The organism is Lysinibacillus mangiferihumi (genome assembly GCF_003049665.1).
In the GTDB taxonomy this organism is placed as follows: Bacteria; Bacillota; Bacilli; order Bacillales_A; family Planococcaceae; genus Lysinibacillus; species Lysinibacillus mangiferihumi.
Genome location: NZ_PYWM01000003.1, coordinates 176,077 through 200,533, shown reverse-complemented (window position 1 = coordinate 200,533; position 24,457 = coordinate 176,077). Strand labels below are relative to the sequence as shown.

The window sequence follows — 24,457 nt, the reverse complement described above, 5'->3', positions numbered from 1 at the left end:
CTATTATTTCAAACTAAAAACAGCATACTAAGATGCGCTCCTAGTATGCTTTAGCTTGTCGATAAAAGGCATCAAGCAATGCCTTTTATCATGGTTATAACACTTCTTTACCAACGGACATCTGAAACAGAGCATATCCCTAGTAAGGATGATGCCTTGTGTTTTACTTAAAATAATAGTTTACTGCCTCGTCAGCAGAATGAAAAATTTCATTTTGATTATTTTTATAAATAAGCTTTGCGGCTTTACAAGCATCTTGAAAATTTTTGGCTTGATTTAATTTTTCGTTTACTTGCTCTATAACCGTTGAAAAACCATCTAGGTTATATGTAATGATTTGTTCGAACTGTTGATATTCAATGTCTAGCATAATGGATAACTGATCTTCCACATAATTATTTAAATTAATAAAAATACATTCTTCGATGTCTTTAGAATGCTTATCGATAGTAATAAATGCCTCTTTATACTCTGCAATTAATTTTGAAGATGTCAAAGTGACCTTAAAACCTTGCTGTTCTAAACGTGTTTTACAACATGTATAAAATCGTTCTACTTCTTCGGAAATTTTAGGTGTAATCGTTGTTTTTTTTAATTCATCGCAATGTTGATAAATCGCATCAATTTTTTTCTGTTTTTCAACCAATAATTTGAAATTTGAAAGTGAGTACATTGTAAATTCCCCCTTCATTTTATAGTCGGCAATAGCAAGGGAATTTAGTCAACTTTTCATTCATTCTTATAACTTTTTTGTTCTAATATGCGATGCGTTTAAAAATGAAGTATACATTCCTCATTTACATATAAAAATAATTTTGCTGCATGGATTGGATTGTTTCGATCATTTCTTCTCTCAACTCTAAAGGCTCCAACACCTCAATATTCGCCCCTTGACTAAGTAGCCACATTTTAATACCACGACCAAAAACTTCCGCTTCAAACAAGCATTGTCCATCTTTATTGGACAAAATTTTGGCTGTCGGTAAACGATCTAAGACCGCCTGTGGCGAACGCCCCTTAAAAAGAAACTTAATATGCATCAGCTCACCTGCATCCATAAACTGAATGCGTTTACGAAATTCACCTTCTTGAAAGCGTTCAGAGTAGGGGATTTGAAATTTCTTATCTAACTCTAGAAAATGCTGGATACGATCAATACGATAGACAATCGGTAGGTCCTTCTCATGCTTACTATCGTAAGCTATTAAATAGAAATAGTATTCGGAGAAAATAACACCAAGAGGTTTTAATATCTTTTGTGAAGGAATTGTCTCACTCTCTCGTAAATAATCAATTTTAATTATTTTTTTCTTTTGAATCGCCTCTGAAATTACCCATATTAAATGTAAAAGAGATTTTTTATGATTTAAGTCAACGTACAAATGCTTCTCATTTAAAATGATATTATGAATAAACTCTTGTTTATCTGCTGCAACAATCGATATCAGTTTATCGATAATGTCGCTCATTTCTGATTTTAAAAGCGCTCTTGATTCAATAAGTATTTTAACAATCGCTAGCACTTGTTCTTTGGATAAAATGTTTTTTCCCGTATTCGTTAGCTTATACACTTTTTCTGTTCGCACATATTCTAAATGACAGTCTAGTTTAGCTTTTTCAATATACGCTCGAATTTGATCTAAATCTCGTTGTATGGTTTTTTCACCAACTTGATGTGTAAATGCTTCTTGCTTTTTGCTAATTCCTTGACCATCCATCAATCTGTCGAACATTGAAATGACACGATAGCCTTTATTTTGTTGTGAATCCACCATATATCCCACTCTTTCTACATAGTTACCCTCTTATTATACAAAACGAGATGGACATCATTAGTCCTTATAACTACGAATTTTCTATATAATTGGGATAATTAGTGCAATACTAATTGCATTAGATTCCATTCTTCACAGACGGACATACCGATTTTTTGTAAGTATTATCAAGTGCTTTGGCATATTAAAGGACTTCAATCCGAGTAGGTTGAAGTCCTCTTATAGTAGTTAACTTTTTAATTTTACGGCTGTACCATAGACTAAAACCTCGGAAGTTCCGTCCATAACAGATGATGTGGAAAATCGAACGGCTACAATCGCATCAGCTCCTAAAAGCTGCGCTTCTTCTTCCATAGCTCGTGTAGCAATTTCTCTGGAGCGCACGAGCATTTCGGCATATTCTTTCATTTCACCGCCCACAATATTGCGAAGCCCCGCCATCATATCGCGACCAATATTTCTCGATTGGACCGAATTGCCCTTAACCAAACCTAATGTTTCTTCAATCTCTTTTCCTGCAACAACATCCGTTGTTGTTAAAAGCATTGCCATTCCTCCTTATTGTTGTAGTTCTTGAACCGCTAATACAGCATCGTCAATAGAAGTCGTAATGACACCGTTGCGCTTGATTAAACCGATAACAAATAAATTACGGTAAACAAATTGATTTTCAATGCCATCACGTATAAGCGCTTCTATTTTCATCATATTTTCTCGCCCTTGTTGACGGACGTCTGTAAATACCCCAACGATTGGGCGGTTCAGTATTGAAAATGCACCGATTTCAGCCGCTACGCCAGAATCAATTTCTACACCATCTAACACAGCCACTAAAACATCACTCGTTTGTAGCATTGCTAAATCCGCTTCTGCAATGGCTAAACTATCCGCATAGGATGCCTTATCATTAATCGCATCGTTCTCCTGTGGCACATATAATTCAATATCTGGTATCGCTTGTCGAATTGCCTTTGCTAATCGTTCATTTACTAAGCGATCTCCTAAAGAAAATAACCCATTCGCTAAATATGCTTTCATCATACATTCCTCAATTCAATAATTTTTCAAACACTATTTTATGTCGACCTTTATCATCAATAAAAGTCGATACAATATCAAAACCATGGTGAATATTCATGATGAGCATGGTTTTGCGCTTATTTCTACCGTATGTACGAACTTTACTATAGCCAAGATCTAGCACTTTTTCATGTTGCTGTCGCATCAATTGACTAGCAATACCTTGACCTCGCATTTTTTCGTGAACACCGCCCAACCAACTATAAAAAACGCCATCAGAATGTGGATAGCCTAATTTAAATCCTACCATCTCCTGTTTCTCCACGGCAAATAAACAAAGTAGGTCTTTTTTACATTCCAGTTTTTCTAGAGTAAGATGTGCACCTTCAAATACATGTGCATGAATTTCTTGTAACTGTTGTACCCAATGATAAGGTACACCTTCAACTACAATGATTTGCACCTTTATCACCCGCCTCTCTTTATTCAATCATTATATCAAAAAATGTCTTACATGTATTCGATAGGCATACAACGGAATTGAATAAGGTGATGTTAACCATACAGCATTGCGGGTTGTCGTACATCTTGTAAATAATCTGCTAGTTTACCAGCAAAAATCTCTTCTAAATAAGGTAACTGTGCAATACAGTCGGGGGTCATTAACGCTGGATTTTGATAAATCTTCAGACCACCGATTTTTAAAAGGGTTGCCACAAACTGAGAACAAAAATAAGCGCGTTCTCTGCGTACTTCCTTTTGCATCATCACACCAAAAAGCCCAATAAAATTATATTTATATCGATCTCGATTGCAATACATATAGTGTACAATTTTTTCCATCTCTAGGTACTGATAATACGAAACACGACAACGGTAAATCACACAATCCGCACATTCAAAAAGACCAGCTTCTGCATTTTCCCTTAAAAATCCGCCACTTAGAGGATTATTGAGCTGTCTTCGCCCAAAACTGTACATATCAAAAAGTTCCTGGTCAAATGCGATGGAAGCATGGTTCATCTCTTTTCCCGTATACATCCCTATTGCTTTCGATAATAAGGTCCCTGTTTTTGTCAATACTATGTAAATGGTATATACCATTTCGTCACCTACTTCAATATTGTTCTGTTAATACCAATACGTTTTAATTCTTCAAATGGTTTCGTAATTTCCTTATTTTTATAGTATAGAAAATAAATCTTAATTTTTACTTAAGCTGAAACTTAAGATTTCCTTAATTTTTAATAGGATGTAGTTGAATTGTGAAAATACTAGATTTGATTCTATTAATGGTTAAACACTAGTATTTTTTCGCTACCTTTATTTATATGTTTAGACTTGTATTGTTATGTAGAAGACAAATGCGTATTCATAAATTTTTACTGGGACACTGACTGAAAAATAGGAAATGTAGAAACTGTATTTTAATTTATTCGTTTGAAGTAGCTAATTTCTTCATTAATTATCAGAAATATATTATAATTTTTATAGACTCATCTAAATCCAATCAAAAAAATAAAAAGGAAGTGAGGTACATATGAATTGGGTAAAAGTTGCAGTCGCAATTATAGTCATCATAGTAATCGTAAATGTATTAAACTTATTTATCTGGTTTAATCTAAAATCTCAAGTGAATTCTGAACAAGAGCATTCTAAAGTTGAAAAAGAAGTCATAATTGAAATACAAAATAATCATTGATTACTAGATAAAAATTTAAAACCCTCGCGCAAATCCCGTTTAATTTTTTTTGTTATTTAGTTCTTTCATAGGCGTTCGCTTAAAGCACCTACATCTATAGTCATAATCTGTGATATTAACGAACATGTACTTACATGAAGGAAGGATGTATGATTTTGCCCATCGACTACACATCTCCATCCACGCAGTTTACGTTTGATGTAAATACAAGCCCCCTATTTAAAAAGGATAATCAAAACTACATCAATATTCTTGGTACTGCCCAATTAAATACATTAGAAAATGTATCCTTGCTTGATATATTTCTAAGTACGAATAATGTTGTAGAACCGCATTATCATCAAAATGCAGGAGAGCTTGTTTATTGTATTTCTGGTGCTGCTACCGTTTCCTTATTAAATTCCTTTACAAAACAAATTCAAAATTACCCAATAAAATCTGGACAGGTAACAAATATTCCACAGGGGTGGTGGCATTATATCGTCGCGAATGCAGACAACACGCATATACTCGCTATTTTTGATGCCCCTACACCAGAAGTCATTTTAGGTTCTGATATTTTGAAATTTACACCACCAGCAATTATGGCGCATACGTATTGCTTAGACGAAAATGTATGGAAACAAACGATTGCGCCTGTTGTTCCTACGACTTATATCGGTCCTCCAAAAGAATGCAACCAATCCATTCCCACTCCCTCTAGCTCACCAAATTTTATGCAAATGTATCTGCCTTACAACCTAAATCTTTACCATTATCCATACATGTATCAAAATGGTTACTAATATTCATGGCATGAAGTCTATTGGTTTTCGTTGCAAAAATGCATAAAACATTTCAGAATGGAAAGTCTAACTATTATTCATCATGCATAAAAGAGGTGTATAAACTATGGGCTTTCCTATTATTCATACAAATTTTTGGGATGCTGTGATTGCCGTACCGGTTGTCATGATCCTGACTCAAGCAATTAAGGTTTTTTTCCCTATTCAACCTAAATATGTACCAGCAATCGCTCTGGCTCTAGGTTTAATGATTTCTATTTTTATTAGCCACAAACATAATTTTTTAGTAGGTGTATTTATGGGCCTTTTTTATGGATACGCAGCCATTGGGAATTATGCGTCCTTAAAGACCACGATTAGGAGCTTTAAAAATAAAACAACAAAAGCATGATGGTAGATAAGGAATGCTTCGTGACGAGACTTCTATTGAAAAGCAAAACAGAGAAAAAGCAGAAGTAAAGTGGCGAAGCCTTCAAACAAATAATGTACATACGTTTTGCTAGATGACACACATACCAAATTGATAATGACTACTTTTCCTATAAATGTATAAAAAATAACAAATCACCCCATCCTAATCTCACAATAAACAACTATAAAATGAGTTAGGACGTGCAATAATGAAAATGTCAAAGCGAAATTTAGACGCTCTACGTTTTAAGGAAGTGTTTGCAATTTGGAAACAACTTGGGGTCAACAATGGCTATATAGCGACCAATCATCTCTTTTTCAAGCATGCCGTGAATCGAGAGTTAAAAGTTATTATTTTGGAGTTTATTCAATATTTAAAAGAGGAAAATAAACAACTAGAGAAGCTAATAAAAGAAAATGGCGTACTTGCCCCACCACTATCCATTGACCAAGGAAGTTTACAAATTGCTAAGATTGGAGGCAAGACAGCAGTAAATGATTGCGAAATTAGTGCCATCCTATCGATGAATATTGCTTCTTCGTTAATTTCAGTCAGTCAAGCGATGGACATGTCTATCGAGCATATGCTCTCTACAAAATATCAAGTCTTTCATATGAAGTATGCCAATCTTGGCGCAAAGTTAATTGCCCTTAGTCACAAAAAAAGTTGGTTACTTGCTCCTTCTACAATGTAAATCGAGCAATAAAGCAATTGTTTAGGTCGTCTCGTACTTTACAAGGCGACCTAAACGGCTATTCACTTAACTGTTTTTCTCTGTTTGTCACTAACAAATAATCCAGCGCACTCATTCTAGTTAACTTATGTGTAAATTTAATAGCATCAGCTTGTGAATCAAATATAAAATTTTCGAGTTCGTCTGTTGGTATATATTGATCAGCGATTTTTCGTTTCAGTTTTCGTACAGATAAAATGTGTGAATCTTCTTCATATAAAATAATGGCACCAACGTTCCGATAAAGCGTGTGATCAATCGTTGCGACAACTTTCACATTCAATCCTTCAAATTCCGTTAAATCTACCTGCATTTATTTACCAGCCTCCCTCTCTTCTCTTACATTCTATTTTCAACAATCATAGTCCTGCTTTATATCATAATTTACATTTAGCATAAATGATATTTTATAGGTTACTATTTAAATGATGATTTTTTTGCAAGCGGCGCTCTCTTTAAAGAAAAAATGGCACAACCTAATGCAGCTAACACTAAAATAGCACCAAAGCTTGCTAAATGCATGACCGAGCCTGTAACAGTAAACATAGCCCCTCCAATTGCAGAGCCTATCGAAATACCTATTTGTAAGGCGGCAGTATTTAAGCTTTGTTGAATATCCGATGTTTTAGGATCTGTTTGTATCAAATAATTTTGTAACGGTGGTGTAAGTGCCCAACTAAGCGCTCCCCACAACACTGTCACGACTAAAAATAAGGGAAAAGCGACAATTGTATACGGAATACTGAACAGCACGATGGCAAATGTTGCGATAATCATAACGATTGATTTGCCCGTACCAATTTGGTCACTTAACCAACCACCAATTGCATTTCCGCTTACTGAAGCGAGACCGAATACTAAATAACAAATACTGATCCAAGAAGAGCTTAAATTAAATGCTTCAACTAAAAATGGCGTAAAGTAGGCATAAAGCATATAATGCCCCGCCAACATAAACAGTGTTGTTAAATGCGCACTCGCTATTTTCCAATTAGCTAATGACTTGATTTGAGCTTTTAATGGCACCACTTCAACAACTGGCATTTTTTCTAAAATCATAAATATTAGAATCATGGATACAGTTGACAGCATTGCAATCCCTAAAAAAACGGCACGCCAACCGAATGCTTCGGTAATAAAAATGCCCATCGGTACACCGATGACTAATGCCGAACTGACGCCGACAAAAATAAGCCCTAACGCTTTGGCACGATGTCTTGGCTCTACTATTTTTGTTGTAATTGTTAAAGACAACACAATTACCAATGCCGTACTCATTGCTGTGATAATTCTTGCAATCATCACAATGGCAAAGGTTGGGCTGAAATAGGTCATGACATTCCCCAATGTGAATAAAAACAATGAAATAAGATAAAGCTGCTTCCTTTCCACTTTCGCAGTTAACGATAAAAGGACAGGCGCTGAAATAGCATATACTAGTGCAAAAATGGTAATTAATTGTCCTGCTGTTGCAACTGAGACGTTCAAATCATCTGCGATGTATGGCAATATACCGCCCACAATTAGCTCTACCAACCCAACTGCAAAAGTAGTAGCAGCCAATATAAATACTCTCCAATTCATGGAATCACCTTTCTGTTACACTCTCATTTTGTAGCAGCATAAAAAAATCCTGACTACAAAATGCAAGCAAATTTTTGTAGTCAGGATTTTTATGGTTCCTGGTAGAGACCCTCAATCCATATTATTGAGGTTATACAGATCATTATTTTACTTTAGCTATATTAGCATATGGATTTTTGCGTTACAACATTTTTCTATCACCCTATTTGCTAACACCAGCAGTACTTTACATAGGCTCAATTTATTTTTATATATTTTTTTAGCTTTTTGCTTATATTTTTTATCATTCGACCATACATAGTAATAGACATGAAATATAGCAATGGGGTGATTGTTTGCGGATATTTGGATTAGTATGCTATTTTTTAATGCTATTTTATGGCGCGGAATTAGTTGTAGAAGAGCTCTCAATCGATCAACCAACTACTAGCTTAGAAAAAAGTCAACATCCGCTAAAAGAAACTGTTGAAGATTCAACAGTTTGCGTTTACTACCCTTCTTATAAAGTGTGTAAAGCATTATCAGCAAAATAAAATAAGGAGGCATGCCCATTTACAATGAGCTGCCCCCTTTTGAATTTTTATCGTTGGTCTCTATTCAATGCCAATGTGAAAATGCTTAAATGGATAAAGTGTCAATTTCGCTTCTCCATAAATAGCATCTTTTGCGATTAAGCCGTAATGGCGACTATCATAACTTTTCAAACGGTTATCACCCATGACAAAGTATTTACCTTCTGGCACCTTTTTCTCATTCGTTAAACCTTCTAGTGTGAAATTCTCGGTAATGCGTAGTTGACTCGGATCATCAGTTTGACGATTTACATAATCTTCTTTATAGGCCTTTCCATTTACATACAATACATCATCGATCATTTCGACTGTATCCCCTGGAAGCCCTATCACACGCTTAATATATAATTCATCCTCAGTTGGAGATTGAAAGACAATTTGGTCAAAGCGTTCAATTTTACTTGTTTTACTTACAATAATGATGTCCCTATCCTCATATGTCGGATACATAGAAGCACCTTGTACTTTTATCGGTGCAAATAAAAATTGCTTACAGCCTAAGACGACGATTGCTGTAATGACAATAATTTTAATGTAGGATAGAATTTCTTTTTTCATATTCGTTTTTTCTGCTTGCATGCTCATTCCCCGATACTTTTTTATTTAATAGTATAGCATTTTCTAGTGTCTATTGACGAATAAAAACACAAAATGTTTCCATACCATGAAAAAAAGACATAAGCTCAGTCGCTTGTGTCTTGGAAAATATATTCTATTTATGTACATTAACTAGTTGCTTTATGTAGTAGAGTGATGTTGCTCGTTAAATAAATCAACTGCTAATACAATCCCAACAGGCAACGCAATAGCTAACAATATTGTACCAATCATCATCACAATCACTCCCTCAACCATTTCTTATAAAGAATTATACACTAAATTTTCAGATATTTCAAACGAAATAAAAAACTGCTAGCACGTTTTATAACGAAAAAAATCATTCAACTAGGCATGCATCCTACCTGAATGATTTTTTTGTATTACATAAAAATTTTAAAACATAATAGTTGTAGCTGTTGCATCATGAATTTAACTGGACTTTTTTGTACTTTCCGTTTAGGTACATAGCTTTGCATGCAATTATTTAATGCTGTATACCTAAGCACCTGGGTCCTCCCATTCATTCATCTCGCTCCCTTCGCAAACATATTTTTACAACTATTGTAGCCAAATGATCGTGCCTTATTCTAAATGGGTTTTTAACTCTGTTTGTATTTGTTGAAGCTCCGTTTCATCTGGTACATAATACCAAATTTGATCAATCATTTGCCCTCCTTCTGCTTCAAATGATAACTGCTCAATACTACTATCCATTTTCTTATATATACTTTGTAGCTGGATTAAATCTTTCACTGTAAAATTCATGCGGACATTGTCTCCGACAACATCGAGCATATCACTAGCCTTTAAAATCACGGACGGTGTAGAAGCTTTTTTCATTACTGCTTCAATAATTTGACGTTGACGAATTTGGCGACCAAAGTCCCCTCGGGGGTCTTCGTATCGTATACGTGAAAAAATAAGTGCTTCATCGCCATTTAAAGATAGTTCTCCCTTAGGAAAATGGTATGAATCATAGGTTAAATCCATATCATTTTCAATCGTAACACCGCCAAGCGTATCTATAATTTGTAGAAACCCTTCCATATTAATAAATACATAATAATCGAGTGGAATATCTAACAAATTTTCAACTGTATCCATTGCCATTGGTACGCCTCCAAAAGCATAAGCATGATTAATCTTATCTACTGTGTCATGACCGATGATTTCGGTACGTGTATCTCGCGGGATGCTTAACATTTTCATCGTTTGTTTTTCAGGATTGACCGTAATGACAATCATTGTATCTGAGCGGCCACTGTCGTTGCTTCGTTCATCAACACCGAGTAACAGCACAGAAAACGGTTCTTTTTTCTTCATTGTTTTTGGCGCTTCTTCAGTAATGTCTGTCGCTTCAACTAAAGGTGTATTGATTTTATTCATCGTTTTCTGAATAGTATAATAAGCTGTACCTATAAATATTAAAAAAATTGTTAATAGGCTACCTACTATCCAAAGCCATATTTTCTTCTTACTCTTTTTTTTCTTTTCTTTCATTCGTTTCATGTTTTTTTCCATACTTAAGTCCTCTCTAGCTTTTTAAAAAAATTTGCCCCTCTTTTTGACGTTTTAGGTTGGAAAAAAGTTTATATGGTCTATTTATATGCATATTGGACGAAAAAAAGACGTACACTAGTATTTACTAAATATGCGTCTTTATATTCGTTAATATGTAAAATTGGCAATCCTGTTTGTAAATGCCGCTGTTTTATCTTTGAATTTTTTAACCTACCTTCTATCATTTCCCTACAGTAAGAAAATATTTCGTTATGTATGTAAAAACCCCTTTGTACCGTATAGAATAGCAAATTTTCCTTAAATTATAAAGTTTTTTTGTCGATTTTACGGTTTTTTTAAAAGAAGATTCAGTTAGACAACTAAATTCGCCAACAAAACCATCTCAATCGCATAATCATTTTTCAGGCACAAGCCTTTCGATTTGGATTTGGATTTGCATTTTTAACGCAATCATTACGAAAAAAAAGAGAAATACCTAGAGCAGTAAAAACGCTCAAGATATTTCTCCAAGCTACTGGAAAACGCAACTTTGTTATTGATTATTTCTGTCGTGTATTCCTTGCACTAACTTTTCTTGAATGGACAAATATTGTGCAATCTCTTCATCATTCAATACTTCAAAAAGCTGAATAAATACGTCCTTTCCAACCTCTTGTGCTTTTATTAATGCCTCTACACCTTTATCCGTAATTTGTAAACGAATCGTACGTCTATCCGCCTCATCGTATAGTCTTTCTGCTAAGCCTAGTTTTACTAATTTTTCAGCAATGCTTGTCATAGCACCTTTCGTATAACCAATCGTTTCCGCTAATTCTGCTTGTCTTTGCGGACCTTTAATTTTTAGTTCACTTAAAACTAAAATCGGTGAAATGCCTAGCGGATATGGAAAACCTTTCGTAAAACGTATAATATTAGCATTATTCATCTGATCAATCATATGAATGAGTTTAAAAATACTTGTCTGTGTCAAAAAAATCCTCCTCGAACAATAACCGAGAAAATTAGTGAAGCATGATTGAACCACCGTCAACCATAAGTGTTTGACCTGTGATATACTGTGAATCCTCTGATGCTAAAAATACTGCTACACGGCCGATGTCATCTTCTACATCACCAAAGCGGCCCATTGGGATTTTATTTTTAACAGCTTCGTAATATTCTGGTTGTGCTTTTGCCCATGCTTGTACACCTGGTGAATTTGCAATTGGGCTAATTAAGTTTACATTAATACCGAAACGTCCCCATTCATTTGCCGCTACACGAGAAATACCACGGATTGCTTCTTTTGCTGCAGCATACGCACCTTGTGTTTCATGACCAGCAATTCCAGCACCAGAAGCAAAGTTAATAATATTACCTTTTGTTTCTTTTAAATGCGGTAATGCTGCTTGCATTAAATAAAATGTTGGATAAAAACCAGTATCAAATGATAAATCTAAATCAGCCTGCGTTGTATCTTCAATCGTTGCTTGTTTTGAAGCATGTGCATTATTAACTAATACATCTAGTTTACCGTATTTTTCAACAACTGTATCGATTATTTTATGCAAATTAGCACGATCTATTAAATTTGCCTGTAAAAACATTGATTTTGGAGAAATTTTTTGCAATTCCTTTTCCATTGCTTTCCCTGTTTCTTCATTTAAATCTACAATCGTGACGATTGCGCCTTCTTTTACCATCGCTTTTGCCATACCACTACCGATACCGCCAGCTCCACCAGTAATAATTACTACTTTGTCTTGTAATTTGCCCATGAGTGAACAGCTCCTTTTCATTAATCATTAAATAGTTTATCACTAAATTATTAATAGTTAAACTAGATTGCTCACTCTATTGAAACCCTTTACATTTCATTGGCAATTTGCTTGACAATTTCATCAATCGTAGCGATTGCTGAACCTTTATTGCCTTGCGTTAAAATACTAAAAATATACCACTTGCCACTTCTCCCTTTAACATAGCCACTTAACGCATAGGTACCACTTATATACCCCGTTTTAGCTGAGACACTATAGCCTTTCAAGCGGTTTTCTAATGTTGCCCCAACTAGCTTTCCTTTTCGTCCCGCATGTGGTAAAGCGTCCAAATACGAGAAGTACCAAGGTTTTTGTCGAACTTTAAATAGTAATAAGCTTTCCTGCATACTGCTAACGCGGTTTTGATGATTTAAGCCTGAGCCATCTTCAAAGTACCATTGGTCCATATTTAATCCACTATCTATACCATAGGTGCGAATGGCTTCAATGCCCGCAGACCAGCTTCCTTCTCCAAGAAGCTCCCTTCCCAATTGCTTAGTTAGCATTTCTCCCATACCGTTAATGCTTAACTTTAAAAATCGAAAATTCATATCCTTTAATGGCATGGAGTAAGTAATGCCAACTCGCTGTGCATTTTCTGGCACTTTCCCTACATCAAGCGGCATTTTTTGAATTCCTTTTGCTACTAGTTTTTCTCGTAATACATCCAGCGTAAACATTGTTGGATTATAAACAGTGACATATGTATTTTTTTCTGTACCTGCTGGTAAATTGCCTGTTACAACAATACGATCTGTTCCATATTCTCTTGTGATTTTGACGGTCGATTTCTCACCCTTTTTCACAGTTTTTGTTTTGTTGACAATGGGGATTGTGCTTGCATATGGTATAAGCTGAATTTTGGCTGCTTGTCCAATTTTAGTGCCAGTCACTTTTACATGGACATTGCCGACATCATATTGGTCATTCGGTGAGAGCGTTAGAGCAGAAATACGTGATGCATAAGAGAATGCCTCTTCTTGTGGTACTATTCCTTTGGCTAATCGATCGTCATCAAACCATGAATCATCAGCAATCAATGCACCTGTAATTTTGGTGATTCCTAATTTTTTCAGCCCATTGGCGAATGTTTCTAAATGGACAGGTAATAATGTCGGATCACCCCCACCTTGTAAATAAATATTTCCTTGTAATACACCATTTTCAATGGGACCATCCACATAAGCCTTCGTTTCAAAACGATAATCAGAGCCGAGTAAATCTAATGCCGCAGCACTAACAAGCAATTTATGTGTGGAGGCGGGACGTATCATTTTTTCTCCATGCTTACTATAAAGAACGTCTCCTTTTTCCATTTCTCGCACCGTAATACTATATTCATTGTTTTTCCAGTTTTTAGCGATGATTGTATTGATTTTATTCGTCATCGTTTGCTCATTTGCCTGTGCTTGTTCAACAAATAGCAATGGGTAACAACACAATGTTAGAAGCATCGTCAATATAACAATTTTCTTTTTCATAAAACCTCCATTTGATAAAATATTCTCTAATTATTTTTTATTTTAAGTAAAAGCACTTATTTTTTCAATTCAACAGCCATTCTAACTTCTTCTGAAGTGGACAGACATCTTTTTTTTCGACATGAATAGACTGTAGTAGCTAGCTAAAATCGCTTTCAAGGTAGGAGTTGGTTTCGATGGGCGCAAAATGGATTAAAATATCGATCTTCTATTTAATACTTACAATCGCTTTTGGACTGTTTATGCATTATGCATTTCAACTTCAATGGAAGACGACACATGCACATATTGGTGTCGTTGGTTGGCTAACTACGGGATTCATAGGGCTCGTTTATTGTCATTTTAAGGATGCTGCAAAAACAGGGCTCGCCAAGGCACAGTTTTGGCTTTACAATATCGGTTTACCGTTTCTGTTAGTTGGGATGATGATGGTTTACTTAGATGTGCCTCATTGGTTATTTGAACTGTTCGTATCTGGCGGTGGAATTGCCGTTGCACTTTCTATTTTATTATTCTTTGTCAATGTCTTAAAAAATGTGAAAAGTACTTATTAAATATAGAGGGCGTTTTTCACTCTACACAATATAAAGCAAAGGCATCAAGAGCGAACTTCTTGATGCCTTTCGTCAACACTTAAGCCCCACTTAGCAAAGTGGGGCTTAGACTGTGTTAAAAATTTTATTAGGGCTGTTGCATTGATTTTCTCACATATTTAATATCTCATTAAGGATTTCACTTCCTTCTTTTGGTATAACGAGCCAATTAGTTTAGCTTAATTTTTGTTTTTTCTTTATAACATACCTCTTTTATAAAGTATAAACCACCAAAGGAGGAATAAGAATGAACATTACTGATATTCGAGTAAGAAAAGTACCATCCGATGGAGTAAGTACTTTAGATCAGCAGAGCCAAGCGCTATTAACAAAAGCACTAGATAAATTGAATAAAGAAGAATTATTCAATGACCCCAAAATAGAACAAGTAGACTACGAAACTACTTATGCATTCAACGAATTCAATGAACAAAACAAAACAAAAGTGAAACAAAAAACCACCTTCCTACAATTTAATAATTTTCTTATTGGTACTATTTTCAAAACAATAAACACTGAGACAAACAGAACATCTTACTTAGTGAAAGTTGTATCATTAGATATAGAAAAAGAAATTAAGAAGACTATTATGTATTTAGATGATGAACTATTAAATGAATGGGAGCAGTTGTCCTCTGATAGTAAGTTAACGATACCAGAAGATTACAAGAATGTAACATCAGATGACTTTCAAGACGATGATGTACTTAGTGCACAGGGGTGGGGTTTACCTTGTCTTCAAAACGGTTGTTGTTCTTTCCGTTATAAAGGAAATCCATTTAACCCACTTGTTAGATATAACTGGTAAGGGGCGAACTGTGGTTCAGGTCCTACTGTTAATGCATTAGACAATTGCTGTAAATATCACGATCATTGTTATGATGCAAATACGAAATATCCTGAACGTTGTGGCTGTGACCGTATTATTATCGAATGTGCTAATCAGACAGATGAAGCAGGGACATCACGTATCGTTGGGGCGTTCTCTGCAAAAATGGTTGCAATGGGCTGCTAATTTTCTTACTAGCATTGACTTTAGTGTTCTTACGCTACATTGCCAAATGGAAAAAGGTTATACTACACCTTTTCACAGCTCAATTACTAGTGCCACCTTATTTCTATGATTTATTCATACATGCGATGGACGCAACTTTCGATTTTTCTCTAAGGTTGCGTCTTTCTCTTATATGGTTATTCATGAAACTACCTTAAGGCGATATGATGAATCGCTATGTTTTTTATTTTTTGATATAATTCAGTATATACATATGACTTGAGAAGTAAGAAAAAGGAATAAGGAGGGAAATTATGCTTGGTAAAAGTGGGAAGTTATCAGCATTATTTTCTATAGCAGGACTTATTGTAATTGCTTGCTTTTATTATTTTCAAATTGCTGCGGTAATCGTAATTTTAGTTGGAGAAATTTTAATTGCGATAGGAATAATCTTTAGTATTTTAAGCTTTATTAAAAAGGAAAAAGGATTTTGGAAGTATTCCCCTTATATTGTTTTGTGGCTTTATTTCCTTGGTATTTTCTTGTCTATTATACTACTTTTCATGATAGGTGAGCGTTAGTTTTTTTTATGAATCGTAATATTATACTTTTATTGCGAAGTTACTTACTAAAGACAAAGTCGAGTGTTTCGACTTTGTCTTTTATTTTTACATTGGTCTGCTATCATTTAATATTTCCGTTAGAGTTTCTACAGTCAATAATTTAATATCTAAGTAGGCTTTTTCCACGATAAGAAAGCTAAAGTTTCCAATCATTTAACAACCTCTGCTGTATAATTCATCACTATCAAACGTTATTTCAACTGAATTAAGCCATCTCCTACCAGACTAATTGGAAAGTCTAATTTTAATGCATGCTTTGTAATGATCTCTAATTAACGCACTCCGTTAGTTCAATAGTAAAGTTCTATTCAAACAATGGAACTTTTGGGTCTATTCCATAACAATGAATAAGCATAGAGTGTAATTGCCCTCTGTGATGATAAATGTGAGCTACAATCTCTAACAACCATTCATATCGTGAGTATGTAACACCCCAAAAAGAAGTAACTTCCTCTTGAAGTTCGACTTCAGTGAAATTCATAAATTTATCTTCTAAAAATTGATGATTTTTTATTAATGCCTCTTTAATTCCATTTAGACTTTTATATGAAACACTTGAATAAAATTTGTTCATCGTGTCTTGAGATGCCCCGTCCGAAATAAGCGAATCAGCTTCACAAATTATAGCAATATGCTCTAACAGCTCTCCTATGGACTGCTTATTAGGTGTAGGCCTTTTTTCCAAGTCATTTTCTGTTAACTTTTCTATCATTTCAACAATTGTCGTTACAGCGACTTTAATTTGATGTAATGCACTCTTACAATATATATTCATTTTATCCTCCTTTACATCAATCTTCTATTCAACTAAACTGGACCGTTAGTTGAATATCTGAGTAATCAGTTGTTTGGTATAGTGTAACATGTTTCCAAATGTTGGTGGGAGATGAATGTGTATGATTAACAAGGGAGATTGACTGTTACAGCAGGGCGAGTAGTTGAGGTCTAAACCCTTTCAACTTTGAGTTAGATTATAACAACAACCGTAGCATACTTTTGATCAATCTTTATTTCAAACCAACACTTAAAACACACATAAAAGCTGAACCAAGATCAAAATTAGTTCAGCTTAAAAATAGCATATTATAATGTTGCACATTGTATATAGATCCAGAAATATTAAGTGCATTACTCTAATTCTTGACTTTTAATAAAAAAGAAAGGTTTTCGTAAATTTTTGCTATATGGAGAACTTAGCTAACTTAGCTATTCTTGCTTTTGCAATAAATAAAAAATTAGAAGTGTTCACTAGTTGTTGGTAGCGAAGGCGGTGACTCCTGCTCAGAACGCACACAGCGTAAGACGCGGGCAACAACGGCGCAGCAAAAAAGTGTTAGATTGACTGCCATCAATCTAACACCTTTTCTCTTTTGTCCCAGCCTCGTTGTCCTTACTTTTACTGCAAAGAGTTTGCTTGCATTTGATACATTTTTTCATAAATTCCACCATGTGCTAATAGCTCATCGTGGGTACCACGCTCCACAATATTTCCACGATCTAAGACAAGTATTCGATCCGCATTTTTAATTGTTGACAGACGGTGGGCAATAATGAATGTTGTGCGCCCTTTTTTCAGTACATCCATTGCATGTTGAATAATTTCTTCTGTCTCAGTGTCAATATTTGAAGTTGCTTCATCTAAGATTAAAATGGCTGGATCAAAGGCTAATGCACGTGCAAAAGAAATTAATTGTCGCTGACCAGAAGATAATGTACTTCCCTTTTCAATCACTGGTTCATCATAGCCATTTGGCAAGTTTGCAAGCACGCGATCTCCTCCAACGGCTCTTAAAGAATCTTCCACTTTTTGTCGAGAGATTTTCGGATTATTTAAGCTCACATTGGAAGCAATGGTCCCTGTAAATAAATACGGATCCTGTAAGACAATCCCCATATGCTCACGCATAGATTGACGAGCAACCGTTGTGATATCAATACCATCAATCGAAATCTTGCCTTTAGATGGGTCATAGAAGCGGAATAATAAATTCATAATCGAACTTTTTCCAGAGCCCGTATGACCTACAAGTGCAATTGTTTCTCCTTGATGTGCTTCAAATGATAAGTTTTTCAAAACATAGTCATCGTTTTTGTAGGCAAAGGAAACATCCTCAAACACTACATTTCCTTTATATCTTGGTAGACTTACTTCAGATACGGGCTCTCCATCTATATCTAACACCTCAAACACGCGCTTCCCTGCAATCAGCGAGCGTTCAAGCTGCGAAAATTGATTTACAATATTGGTGATTGGATTGAAGAGTTTTGTTAAGTAATCGACAAAAGCATATAAAGTCCCTGCTGAAATTATTTGCGTTGTCGTCATCGATTGGGTCCCAAAATAGAAAATAAAAATCGTAAACATTAAAAGCCTTAACGTATTCACTAAGTTAAATGAAGTCGCCGAATCGAGCACTAATAGTTTACGTTCATAGGCATAGTGTTCATTATTCATATCATCAAATTCCTTCGTCATTTGTTGCTCACGTCGGAATGCTTGAATAATTGTCATTCCTTGAATGGATTCATTAATCATTGCATTGATATCGGCAATCTTTGTGCGAATAACATCATTGTATTTCGAAGCAAATTTCCGATATAAAATCATCCATACATAAATAACCGGCACCATGACTAATGCCAATAATGCCATTTGCCAATTTAAAATAAACAGCGCTACATATACACCGATGATTGAAATTAAACTTGTTGCAAAATTCGATAGCACCTGGACATATAAATTGCGTACTGCCTCGGTATCATTGGTTACACGCGCAACAACTTTCCCTGCTGGTAAATTATCGAAATATTGAATCGGTAACGTTTGAATATGCTCAAATACATCTTTACGTAATTTTTGAACAACCCGATTTGCGCCCATTTGTAAATAAATATACATAAAGTAACGTAATACCGCTGTAGCAATCGCCAAAATTAAATACAATAGTAACAACCACGTAATCGGTTTAATCTCTATTTGACCGATCGTCATATAATTATCGATGATATGCTTTGCAATAAATGGCCCGACAAGTTCGGTAAAGACAGCAATGGTTAAGAAAAATAACCCTAAAAATATTGGTTTTTTAAAATACATTGCATAGCGTGTTAAGCGTTGACTCGTACTCATGAGGCACCCCCTTCTAGCTGCTGACGGTCGAATTGTTCTTTATACCAGCCTTGTTGTGAAAGGAGCTGTTCATGTGTTCCCTGTTCTACGATTTGTCCTTCATCAAGCACAATAATCATATCTGCATGTTGAATTCCCGATAATCGATGGGTTGTAATAATCGTCGTTCGATCCTGTCGTTCACGCTGAATATTTTCGATGATTTTAGCTTCCGTTTTAGCGTCTACCGCTGAAAGTGAATCATCAAGGATTAAAATTTCAGGGTCTTTAATGAGTGCCCGCGCAATTGATACACGTTGCTTTTGACCGCCTGAAAGTGATACCCCTTTTTCTCCAACAAGTGTTTCAAGCCCCATTGGGAGATGGGCTAAATCTTTTTCAAAATATGCTGCATAAATCGCTTGTTTCAGCTCTTCTTCTGTAGCATCTTCTTTTCCAAATAAAATATTTTCTCGAATTGTACGGGAGAATAATACATGATCCTGCGGCACATAGCCGATCCAATCGAGTAACTGCTCTTTTGTTTGAGCTGTAATATCAATGCCATCAATAGACAACTGACCTTCTCCAATCGGATATTCACGTAGCAGCTGTCGTAAGAAGGTTGTTTTCCCTGCACCTGTCTTTCCAACAATACCAAGTGTTTGCCCTTTTTTTAGCGACAATGAAATACGCTCCAAGTTTTTCACATGGCTCATTGGATACTGGAAAGATAAATCGTTGAACCCGATAGCATTTGGCGTTGCTACAGCTTGCGGTGTTGCACTATTTTGTACATCCGCTTCATAGCGTAACGTTTCCTGTACACGGTCCAGTGAGGCATTCCCTTGCTGCATTACATTAATAAGTTCCCCAATCGCAAAAATTGGCCAAACTGCTAATCCTAAATAGACAGTAAATGTTACCAGTTGCCCTAACGACATCGCCTCAGTCGATACTAGATGTGCACCGTAGCCAAGTGCCACAACATAACTAATCCCTGTCCCTACTTTCGTGATGGGTCCAAATAAAGCGTTGATTTTTGCCGTATGCATATTTTTTTCATAAACGACTTCACTCATTGCCGCAAAGTTTGCTTCGTCCTTTTTTTCTTGTACATATGCCCTTACAACTCGAACACCTGCTACTGACTCAAGGACACTATCATTTAATTCACCAAAGGCGTCCTGCGCTTTCATATACCGTTCATGCACAATTTTCCCTAAATACTGAATAAGAATAGCCATAACGGGCACTGGCAACATGGCAAAAAACGTTAACTTCCACGAAATCATATAACCCATTGCAAAAATAATACAGCCCATATATATCGTCGAGTCTATCAGTGTCATGATTCCAAAGCCCGCAGTTAGTGACACGGCGTTTAAATCATTTGTAGCTCGTGCCATCAAATCACCAGTGCGATTTTTTTCATAAAATGTCGGTGTCATACGTAAAAAATGTTGCATTAAATTGCGACGTAACATTTTCTCTAAATTAATGGCACCTTCAAATAATCGAAATTGCCAAACAAAATTCAAGACATAACCGCCAACAATAATAGCCACAAAAATCAACAAATATTTCGTTAAAATTGCTGTTGTCATTGTGCCTGCAGTTAAAATATCAATAATAGACCCTAGTAAATACGGTGGAATAACCTCTAATCCACTCGCAATGATTAAGAGTACAATCGCTATTGTATATTGCTTCCAATATTGCTTAAAAAACCAACTTAGTTTACTTAATACATCAAACATACTTCAATACCTTCTTTCCTACATGCTTTACATCTTCGCTACCCACTATCTAGCAATTCCTTATTGAAAATTAATTTCCTTGTGATGTTTTGCATACACATACACTCCTTTTTCTGTTCACTATCACCTTTTTTTGCAATAAAAAAGACGCATCCCCTGAAAAGAGCATGCGTCTCTTATAAAAGGTAAGGTGCACCCATCCCTTTCATTGCATAAAAAATAACAATGTTAGACATGGACAATGTATGCAGCTGTGCTTTTGTATCGTACGGATAAAATCATCATTGTCATGCCCTCCTTTGTTTGGTTTGTTATAGTGTTATTGAAGATTATCATATAATTGAAATAATTGTCAACATTCAAACTGTTATTTTTTATATATTACAGGAAATAATTAACGCTTTAAAGTAGTGAATTGCTTTATTCGCAAGAAAATAGCTTTTATTACAACAAACTTTAAAAAACTACCATCCTGCTTTTGTGCTTGATACAATAGAAAGGCATGCGATGAATCTTATTATGTATACTCGGTCTAAAAAATAAAGGAGTCTTTGACATTGAAAATATTTGTTGCAATCGGCTTAGGAGGATGTTTAGGCGCTATTTCCCGCTATTATATAAGTATGCTAGCTGCAAATACGGCGGTCTTTCCATTTTCAACACTTTGCATTAATTTAGTTGGCTGTTTTTGTTTAGCCTTCCTTTTCACCACCTTTACTAAGCGCACGCCCCTTGTACTCGGCATTGGTACAGGCTTTTTAGGAGCCTTTACTACCTTCTCGACCTTTTCTGTAGAGACACTTTTACTGTTGGAAAATAGTAAATGGGGACAAGCACTCGCCTATTGTTTGATGAGTGTGTTCGGTGGTCTAGTATGCGCTTGGCTAGGTGCTCTACTTGCAAGGAGGCGGATGCAATGATATTAGTTGGAATAGGCGGATTTTTAGGTGCATTAGCAAGGTTTTACTTAGGTAAATGGATTGTTAGTACATATCCTTGGGCTACCTTTGTCATCAACATAACAGGTTCCTTTGTACTCGGTCTGTTAGTTGGTGCACATCCAAGTGATGCGCTATGGCATTTCTTAGGAATTGGTTTTTTAGGTGCTTATACAACGTTTTCAACATTTGGTTTTGAAACATTGCAACTAATCGAAAAGAAACAATGGCATCTAGCGTTCCGTTATGTTTGTAGTACAGTAATTGTCGGATTGCTCTTTGTAGCACTAGGGCTTTCCCTCATGCAGGGCGTCCTTAAAACATTAGAGGTGATTTTTTGACACAACCAACAATCGAGCAGCTTCAAGCTTTAGAGGCTGAAATTGAACATACATTATATACATTAATTGACTTAGAACTTGATGAAGCTTACCAAGAAATGACGACTCTATTTGCCAAATTACTCGCAAAGGTGCAAGCAGCGCACTTAATAGATTATAAACTTGATGTGCTAGTAGAACCTACAAATTACGCTACCGAAACGTGCCTATTACTCGAGAGTTTACTAGAAGCAAAAAACAGGCCCAACAAAAGACATCAGCTTTTAACGCATCGCATCATTTTAAAAATTTGGCTACGTAAAAATCGTCAATTTATAAATGAGCTATTACCACAGATGTTTTAAAAGCGTTAGACAAAACAAAGAAAGTGTTAGATTGACAGCAAATCGCAAATCATCTAACACTTTTTCCATTTAAACGCTGTTATCCGCTTCGGAGCAGGAAGAACATAAGCATTAACTTGTTTGCGCGTTCTATAAAATTCTCTCCTCTAGAAGCTTAAATCCCCAAACAATTTCCCTAGTGATAAATCGATGAATATTTTCGCTTCTCTTTTCGAACCTATTTTCTATACTAATAAAATCTTATTTAGGCTACATCAATATAGAAAAATGCTTATTTTCACGAAACCTTTCTTCCATCTTAGCGTTTATTACTTATGAGAACTGAATGAAAATCGTTATCATTTCGTTCTATATATATTTTTTTGAGAGGTGTTTTGATGGAAAGAATAAAATTATTGGATGTTGCGAGAGGACTAGCCATAATTGGCACATTGGGAACAAACATTTGGATTTTTGGATCAGCTGGCTATTCAGTCGATTTAGATGAAACTGATATTTCAAGGATTGGTTCATATATATCTAAGTTTTCAGATTATTTGACGAACGGGAAATTTCTTGGCTTATTAACGATTATGTTCGGCATTGGCATGCAATTGAAATATGCTAGTTTCCAAAATAGGGGGCTCCCTTGGTTTAAACTGTACCTATGGTCTATGATATTGCTTTTTTTAGATGGGGTTCTTCATTTTATATTTGTTTTTGAATTTGATGTATTAATGAGTTATTCCCTAACAGGTATCCTCGTTGCATTTATTATTCAACGCTCAGAGCGAGTCATGAAGATTTGTATGTTTGTTGCAGCTAGTATTCACCTTTTTCACCAAGTTGTAGAAGGTTTCCTTATGGACAAAATTATGACGACTCAACTTGCACGAACATTGTTTCCAAACAACCCATATGCCAATATAAGTGCTAATCGTAGTAGTATCGCTGAACAAGCAGCATTAGTTCGTCAGGAAAATCAATTGCTTGAGATAGCTGGGTTTTCATGGTGGGAGCAAGTTGTGTACAGACTAGAACATTTTTGGGTTTTACGCTCAGAAGCGATTATGATTTTACCAATGAATGTTTTTTTATTTTTACTGGGTGTCTTCCTCGTCAGAAAAGGTTTATTAAAAATGGATGAACACGGTATTCGACTGCAAAACCGCTTGCTTTGGATTGGACTAGGCATTGGCATCCCATTAAATGCGCTATCGCTATTCAGTACTCAATTTGTCGTTTTAGACCGCTATGTTTTTGCCCCTGTTTTATCACTGGGTTATCTCGGTCTTGTCTTTTTAATCGCCCGCCATCAAAAGTTCGTTAAAGCCCAACATTATATTAGTAATGTTGGCAAAATGGCACTTACATGCTATATCGCGCAAAATATCATCGCATCCTTTTTGTTCTATAATTGGGGACTCGGCCTATCCAACCATTATAGTCAACCATTAATCCACGCATCTTGGCTAGGCATTACGTTGTTTATGATTGGATTTTCTACTTTATGGTTACGAAAATATAAACAAGGTCCAGTTGAAACCATCTGGCGTAAACTTGGCAATATCCCTGTGAAACGCCATCTACAAAAATTAACGTAATCCCTTTGATTGCATAGCGACATTAAAACATGTATGTTCTTCCTAATGACTAGCACATACATGTTTTAATTTTCAGCTTTATCTTTAAACTGACATTATAAAAACTCTACTTTCTGGCTATTTCAAAATAACGACAATTATTATTACAATAAAGTAATATAGAATTACTTTTAAGACATCGTCAACTA

At 35.4% G+C, this 24,457-nt stretch carries 28 protein-coding genes and 1 riboswitch; of the genes, 11 read left to right on the top strand and 17 right to left on the bottom strand.

Annotated elements, in window-relative coordinates; translation table 11 throughout:
* Positions 1-163 precede the first annotated feature (163 nt).
* From C9J37_RS04720 to C9J37_RS04695, 6 genes are all read right to left on the bottom strand, one after another.
* On the bottom strand, positions 164-673 hold the full coding sequence (locus C9J37_RS04720) for a hypothetical protein (RefSeq protein WP_024360983.1): 510 nt from the start codon (positions 671-673) through the stop codon (positions 164-166).
* Between the two features lie 124 nt (positions 674-797).
* The gene (locus tag C9J37_RS04715; protein ID WP_107894457.1) at positions 798-1,775 is read right to left on the bottom strand and encodes a helix-turn-helix transcriptional regulator; all 978 of its coding nucleotides are present in this window, start codon (positions 1,773-1,775) and stop codon (positions 798-800) included.
* Between the two features lie 228 nt (positions 1,776-2,003).
* Positions 2,004-2,321 (bottom strand): YbjQ family protein, encoded by a 318-nt coding sequence (locus tag C9J37_RS04710; protein WP_024360985.1) that lies wholly within the window; start codon positions 2,319-2,321, stop codon positions 2,004-2,006.
* A 12-nt stretch (positions 2,322-2,333) separates the two neighbouring features.
* A complete protein-coding gene (locus C9J37_RS04705) occupies positions 2,334-2,816 on the bottom strand; it encodes a nucleoside 2-deoxyribosyltransferase (protein WP_235617021.1) in 483 nt (160 codons plus the stop codon).
* Positions 2,817-2,823: 7 nt separating this feature from the next.
* On the bottom strand, positions 2,824-3,258 hold the full coding sequence (locus tag C9J37_RS04700; RefSeq protein WP_107894455.1) for a GNAT family N-acetyltransferase: 435 nt from the start codon (positions 3,256-3,258) through the stop codon (positions 2,824-2,826).
* Positions 3,259-3,350: 92 nt separating this feature from the next.
* On the bottom strand, positions 3,351-3,899 hold the full coding sequence (locus C9J37_RS04695; RefSeq protein ID WP_107894454.1) for a hypothetical protein: 549 nt from the start codon (positions 3,897-3,899) through the stop codon (positions 3,351-3,353).
* A gap of 747 nt (positions 3,900-4,646) precedes the next feature.
* Between C9J37_RS04695 and C9J37_RS04690 the strand changes: the two genes are divergently transcribed.
* The 3 genes from C9J37_RS04690 (at position 4,647) to C9J37_RS04680 (ending at position 6,388) form a co-directional block, all read left to right on the top strand.
* On the top strand, positions 4,647-5,282 hold the full coding sequence (locus C9J37_RS04690; protein ID WP_107894453.1) for a cupin domain-containing protein: 636 nt from the start codon (positions 4,647-4,649) through the stop codon (positions 5,280-5,282).
* Between the two features lie 106 nt (positions 5,283-5,388).
* Entirely contained in the window at positions 5,389-5,673 is a 285-nt protein-coding gene (locus tag C9J37_RS04685) for a hypothetical protein (protein ID WP_107894452.1), read from the top strand.
* 229 nt (positions 5,674-5,902) lie between these two features.
* A complete protein-coding gene (locus C9J37_RS04680) occupies positions 5,903-6,388 on the top strand; it encodes a DUF3231 family protein (protein ID WP_235617020.1) in 486 nt (161 codons plus the stop codon).
* Positions 6,389-6,446: 58 nt separating this feature from the next.
* Here C9J37_RS04680 and C9J37_RS04675 read toward each other — a convergent pair whose 3' ends face one another.
* Together C9J37_RS04675 and C9J37_RS04670 are read right to left on the bottom strand one after the other, a co-directional pair.
* On the bottom strand, positions 6,447-6,740 hold the full coding sequence (locus C9J37_RS04675) for a hypothetical protein (RefSeq protein WP_024360992.1): 294 nt from the start codon (positions 6,738-6,740) through the stop codon (positions 6,447-6,449).
* A 104-nt stretch (positions 6,741-6,844) separates the two neighbouring features.
* Complete coding sequence (locus tag C9J37_RS04670; RefSeq protein ID WP_107894451.1) at positions 6,845-8,011, bottom strand: MFS transporter; 1,167 nt, start codon at positions 8,009-8,011, stop codon at positions 6,845-6,847.
* A gap of 57 nt (positions 8,012-8,068) precedes the next feature.
* Positions 8,069-8,169: riboswitch (purine riboswitch) on the bottom strand.
* A 177-nt stretch (positions 8,170-8,346) separates the two neighbouring features.
* Between C9J37_RS04670 and C9J37_RS04665 the strand changes: the two genes are divergently transcribed.
* The gene (locus tag C9J37_RS04665) at positions 8,347-8,544 is read left to right on the top strand and encodes a hypothetical protein (protein WP_107894450.1); all 198 of its coding nucleotides are present in this window, start codon (positions 8,347-8,349) and stop codon (positions 8,542-8,544) included.
* Between the two features lie 60 nt (positions 8,545-8,604).
* Here the strand turns inward: C9J37_RS04665 and lepB are convergent, their stop codons facing one another.
* The 6 genes from lepB to dacB all read right to left on the bottom strand — a co-directional run bounded on the left by lepB (position 8,605) and on the right by dacB (position 13,984).
* Positions 8,605-9,162: a signal peptidase I gene (lepB, locus tag C9J37_RS04660; RefSeq protein ID WP_107894449.1), complete on the bottom strand. Its 558-nt coding sequence runs from the start codon at positions 9,160-9,162 to the stop codon at positions 8,605-8,607.
* A 159-nt stretch (positions 9,163-9,321) separates the two neighbouring features.
* Complete coding sequence (locus tag C9J37_RS04655; RefSeq protein ID WP_029747072.1) at positions 9,322-9,417, bottom strand: hypothetical protein; 96 nt, start codon at positions 9,415-9,417, stop codon at positions 9,322-9,324.
* A 348-nt stretch (positions 9,418-9,765) separates the two neighbouring features.
* Entirely contained in the window at positions 9,766-10,704 is a 939-nt protein-coding gene (locus tag C9J37_RS04650; RefSeq protein ID WP_107894448.1) for an LCP family glycopolymer transferase, read from the bottom strand.
* 532 nt (positions 10,705-11,236) lie between these two features.
* Positions 11,237-11,674 carry a MarR family winged helix-turn-helix transcriptional regulator gene (locus C9J37_RS04645; protein WP_024360997.1) on the bottom strand — a complete coding sequence of 146 codons (438 nt, stop codon included), beginning with the start codon at positions 11,672-11,674 and terminating at the stop codon, positions 11,237-11,239.
* A 31-nt stretch (positions 11,675-11,705) separates the two neighbouring features.
* Positions 11,706-12,461: an SDR family NAD(P)-dependent oxidoreductase gene (locus tag C9J37_RS04640; protein WP_107894447.1), complete on the bottom strand. Its 756-nt coding sequence runs from the start codon at positions 12,459-12,461 to the stop codon at positions 11,706-11,708.
* A gap of 89 nt (positions 12,462-12,550) precedes the next feature.
* Complete coding sequence (dacB, locus tag C9J37_RS04635) at positions 12,551-13,984, bottom strand: D-alanyl-D-alanine carboxypeptidase/D-alanyl-D-alanine endopeptidase (RefSeq protein ID WP_107894446.1); 1,434 nt, start codon at positions 13,982-13,984, stop codon at positions 12,551-12,553.
* A 176-nt stretch (positions 13,985-14,160) separates the two neighbouring features.
* Here dacB and C9J37_RS04630 point away from each other — a divergent pair, with 176 nt between their 5' ends.
* From C9J37_RS04630 to C9J37_RS04620, 3 genes are all read left to right on the top strand, one after another.
* Complete coding sequence (locus tag C9J37_RS04630; RefSeq protein ID WP_107894445.1) at positions 14,161-14,538, top strand: hypothetical protein; 378 nt, start codon at positions 14,161-14,163, stop codon at positions 14,536-14,538.
* Positions 14,539-14,824: 286 nt separating this feature from the next.
* Entirely contained in the window at positions 14,825-15,385 is a 561-nt protein-coding gene (locus tag C9J37_RS04625) for a hypothetical protein (protein WP_107894444.1), read from the top strand.
* Between the two features lie 500 nt (positions 15,386-15,885).
* Positions 15,886-16,152, top strand: a complete 267-nt coding sequence (locus tag C9J37_RS04620) for a hypothetical protein (protein WP_107894443.1) — start codon at positions 15,886-15,888, stop codon at positions 16,150-16,152.
* A 346-nt stretch (positions 16,153-16,498) separates the two neighbouring features.
* Here C9J37_RS04620 and C9J37_RS04615 read toward each other — a convergent pair whose 3' ends face one another.
* The 3 genes from C9J37_RS04615 to C9J37_RS04605 all read right to left on the bottom strand — a co-directional run bounded on the left by C9J37_RS04615 (position 16,499) and on the right by C9J37_RS04605 (position 21,063).
* Entirely contained in the window at positions 16,499-16,969 is a 471-nt protein-coding gene (locus C9J37_RS04615) for a DinB family protein (RefSeq protein WP_107894442.1), read from the bottom strand.
* A gap of 621 nt (positions 16,970-17,590) precedes the next feature.
* Complete coding sequence (locus tag C9J37_RS04610) at positions 17,591-19,324, bottom strand: ABC transporter ATP-binding protein (protein ID WP_107894441.1); 1,734 nt, start codon at positions 19,322-19,324, stop codon at positions 17,591-17,593.
* The gene (locus C9J37_RS04605; protein WP_107894440.1) at positions 19,321-21,063 is read right to left on the bottom strand and encodes an ABC transporter ATP-binding protein; all 1,743 of its coding nucleotides are present in this window, start codon (positions 21,061-21,063) and stop codon (positions 19,321-19,323) included. Before C9J37_RS04605 ends, C9J37_RS04610 begins: the two co-directional genes overlap by 4 nt.
* A gap of 557 nt (positions 21,064-21,620) precedes the next feature.
* On the opposite strand from C9J37_RS04605, the gene crcB (C9J37_RS04600) reads away from it, so the two are divergent.
* The 4 genes from crcB (C9J37_RS04600) to C9J37_RS04585 all read left to right on the top strand — a co-directional run bounded on the left by crcB (C9J37_RS04600) (position 21,621) and on the right by C9J37_RS04585 (position 24,269).
* Positions 21,621-21,983 carry a fluoride efflux transporter CrcB gene (crcB, locus tag C9J37_RS04600; protein ID WP_107894439.1) on the top strand — a complete coding sequence of 121 codons (363 nt, stop codon included), beginning with the start codon at positions 21,621-21,623 and terminating at the stop codon, positions 21,981-21,983.
* Positions 21,980-22,342 (top strand): fluoride efflux transporter CrcB, encoded by a 363-nt coding sequence (crcB, locus tag C9J37_RS04595; protein ID WP_107894438.1) that lies wholly within the window; start codon positions 21,980-21,982, stop codon positions 22,340-22,342. Before crcB (C9J37_RS04600) ends, crcB (C9J37_RS04595) begins: the two co-directional genes overlap by 4 nt.
* On the top strand, positions 22,339-22,686 hold the full coding sequence (locus C9J37_RS04590) for a hypothetical protein (RefSeq protein ID WP_107894437.1): 348 nt from the start codon (positions 22,339-22,341) through the stop codon (positions 22,684-22,686). The genes crcB (C9J37_RS04595) and C9J37_RS04590 overlap by 4 nt, the downstream gene beginning before the upstream one ends.
* 377 nt (positions 22,687-23,063) lie before the next feature.
* Positions 23,064-24,269 (top strand): DUF418 domain-containing protein, encoded by a 1,206-nt coding sequence (locus tag C9J37_RS04585; RefSeq protein WP_107894436.1) that lies wholly within the window; start codon positions 23,064-23,066, stop codon positions 24,267-24,269.
* Positions 24,270-24,457: the final 188 nt, after the last annotated feature.

Coding starts and splice junctions, on each gene's coding strand:
- C9J37_RS04675 (WP_024360992.1), bottom strand. CDS start 6,740: ATGCAGGTAGATTTAACGGAATTTGAAGGATTGAATGTGAAAGTTGTC.
- C9J37_RS04715 (WP_107894457.1), bottom strand. CDS start 1,775: ATGGTGGATTCACAACAAAATAAAGGCTATCGTGTCATTTCAATGTTC.
- dacB (WP_107894446.1), bottom strand. CDS start 13,984: ATGAAAAAGAAAATTGTTATATTGACGATGCTTCTAACATTGTGTTGT.
- C9J37_RS04720 (WP_024360983.1), bottom strand. CDS start 673: ATGTACTCACTTTCAAATTTCAAATTATTGGTTGAAAAACAGAAAAAA.
- C9J37_RS04625 (WP_107894444.1), top strand. CDS start 14,825: ATGAACATTACTGATATTCGAGTAAGAAAAGTACCATCCGATGGAGTA.
- C9J37_RS04605 (WP_107894440.1), bottom strand. CDS start 21,063: ATGTTTGATGTATTAAGTAAACTAAGTTGGTTTTTTAAGCAATATTGG.
- C9J37_RS04610 (WP_107894441.1), bottom strand. CDS start 19,324: ATGAGTACGAGTCAACGCTTAACACGCTATGCAATGTATTTTAAAAAA.
- C9J37_RS04630 (WP_107894445.1), top strand. CDS start 14,161: ATGGGCGCAAAATGGATTAAAATATCGATCTTCTATTTAATACTTACA.
- C9J37_RS04585 (WP_107894436.1), top strand. CDS start 23,064: ATGGAAAGAATAAAATTATTGGATGTTGCGAGAGGACTAGCCATAATT.
- C9J37_RS04690 (WP_107894453.1), top strand. CDS start 4,647: ATGATTTTGCCCATCGACTACACATCTCCATCCACGCAGTTTACGTTT.
- C9J37_RS04695 (WP_107894454.1), bottom strand. CDS start 3,899: ATGGTATATACCATTTACATAGTATTGACAAAAACAGGGACCTTATTA.
- lepB (WP_107894449.1), bottom strand. CDS start 9,162: ATGCAAGCAGAAAAAACGAATATGAAAAAAGAAATTCTATCCTACATT.
- crcB (WP_107894438.1), top strand. CDS start 21,980: ATGATATTAGTTGGAATAGGCGGATTTTTAGGTGCATTAGCAAGGTTT.
- C9J37_RS04685 (WP_107894452.1), top strand. CDS start 5,389: ATGGGCTTTCCTATTATTCATACAAATTTTTGGGATGCTGTGATTGCC.
- C9J37_RS04615 (WP_107894442.1), bottom strand. CDS start 16,969: ATGAATATATATTGTAAGAGTGCATTACATCAAATTAAAGTCGCTGTA.
- C9J37_RS04655 (WP_029747072.1), bottom strand. CDS start 9,417: ATGATGATTGGTACAATATTGTTAGCTATTGCGTTGCCTGTTGGGATT.
- C9J37_RS04620 (WP_107894443.1), top strand. CDS start 15,886: ATGCTTGGTAAAAGTGGGAAGTTATCAGCATTATTTTCTATAGCAGGA.
- C9J37_RS04680 (WP_235617020.1), top strand. CDS start 5,903: ATGAAAATGTCAAAGCGAAATTTAGACGCTCTACGTTTTAAGGAAGTG.
- C9J37_RS04640 (WP_107894447.1), bottom strand. CDS start 12,461: ATGGGCAAATTACAAGACAAAGTAGTAATTATTACTGGTGGAGCTGGC.
- C9J37_RS04710 (WP_024360985.1), bottom strand. CDS start 2,321: ATGCTTTTAACAACAACGGATGTTGTTGCAGGAAAAGAGATTGAAGAA.
- C9J37_RS04650 (WP_107894448.1), bottom strand. CDS start 10,704: ATGGAAAAAAACATGAAACGAATGAAAGAAAAGAAAAAAAAGAGTAAG.
- C9J37_RS04705 (WP_235617021.1), bottom strand. CDS start 2,816: ATGATGAAAGCATATTTAGCGAATGGGTTATTTTCTTTAGGAGATCGC.
- C9J37_RS04670 (WP_107894451.1), bottom strand. CDS start 8,011: ATGAATTGGAGAGTATTTATATTGGCTGCTACTACTTTTGCAGTTGGG.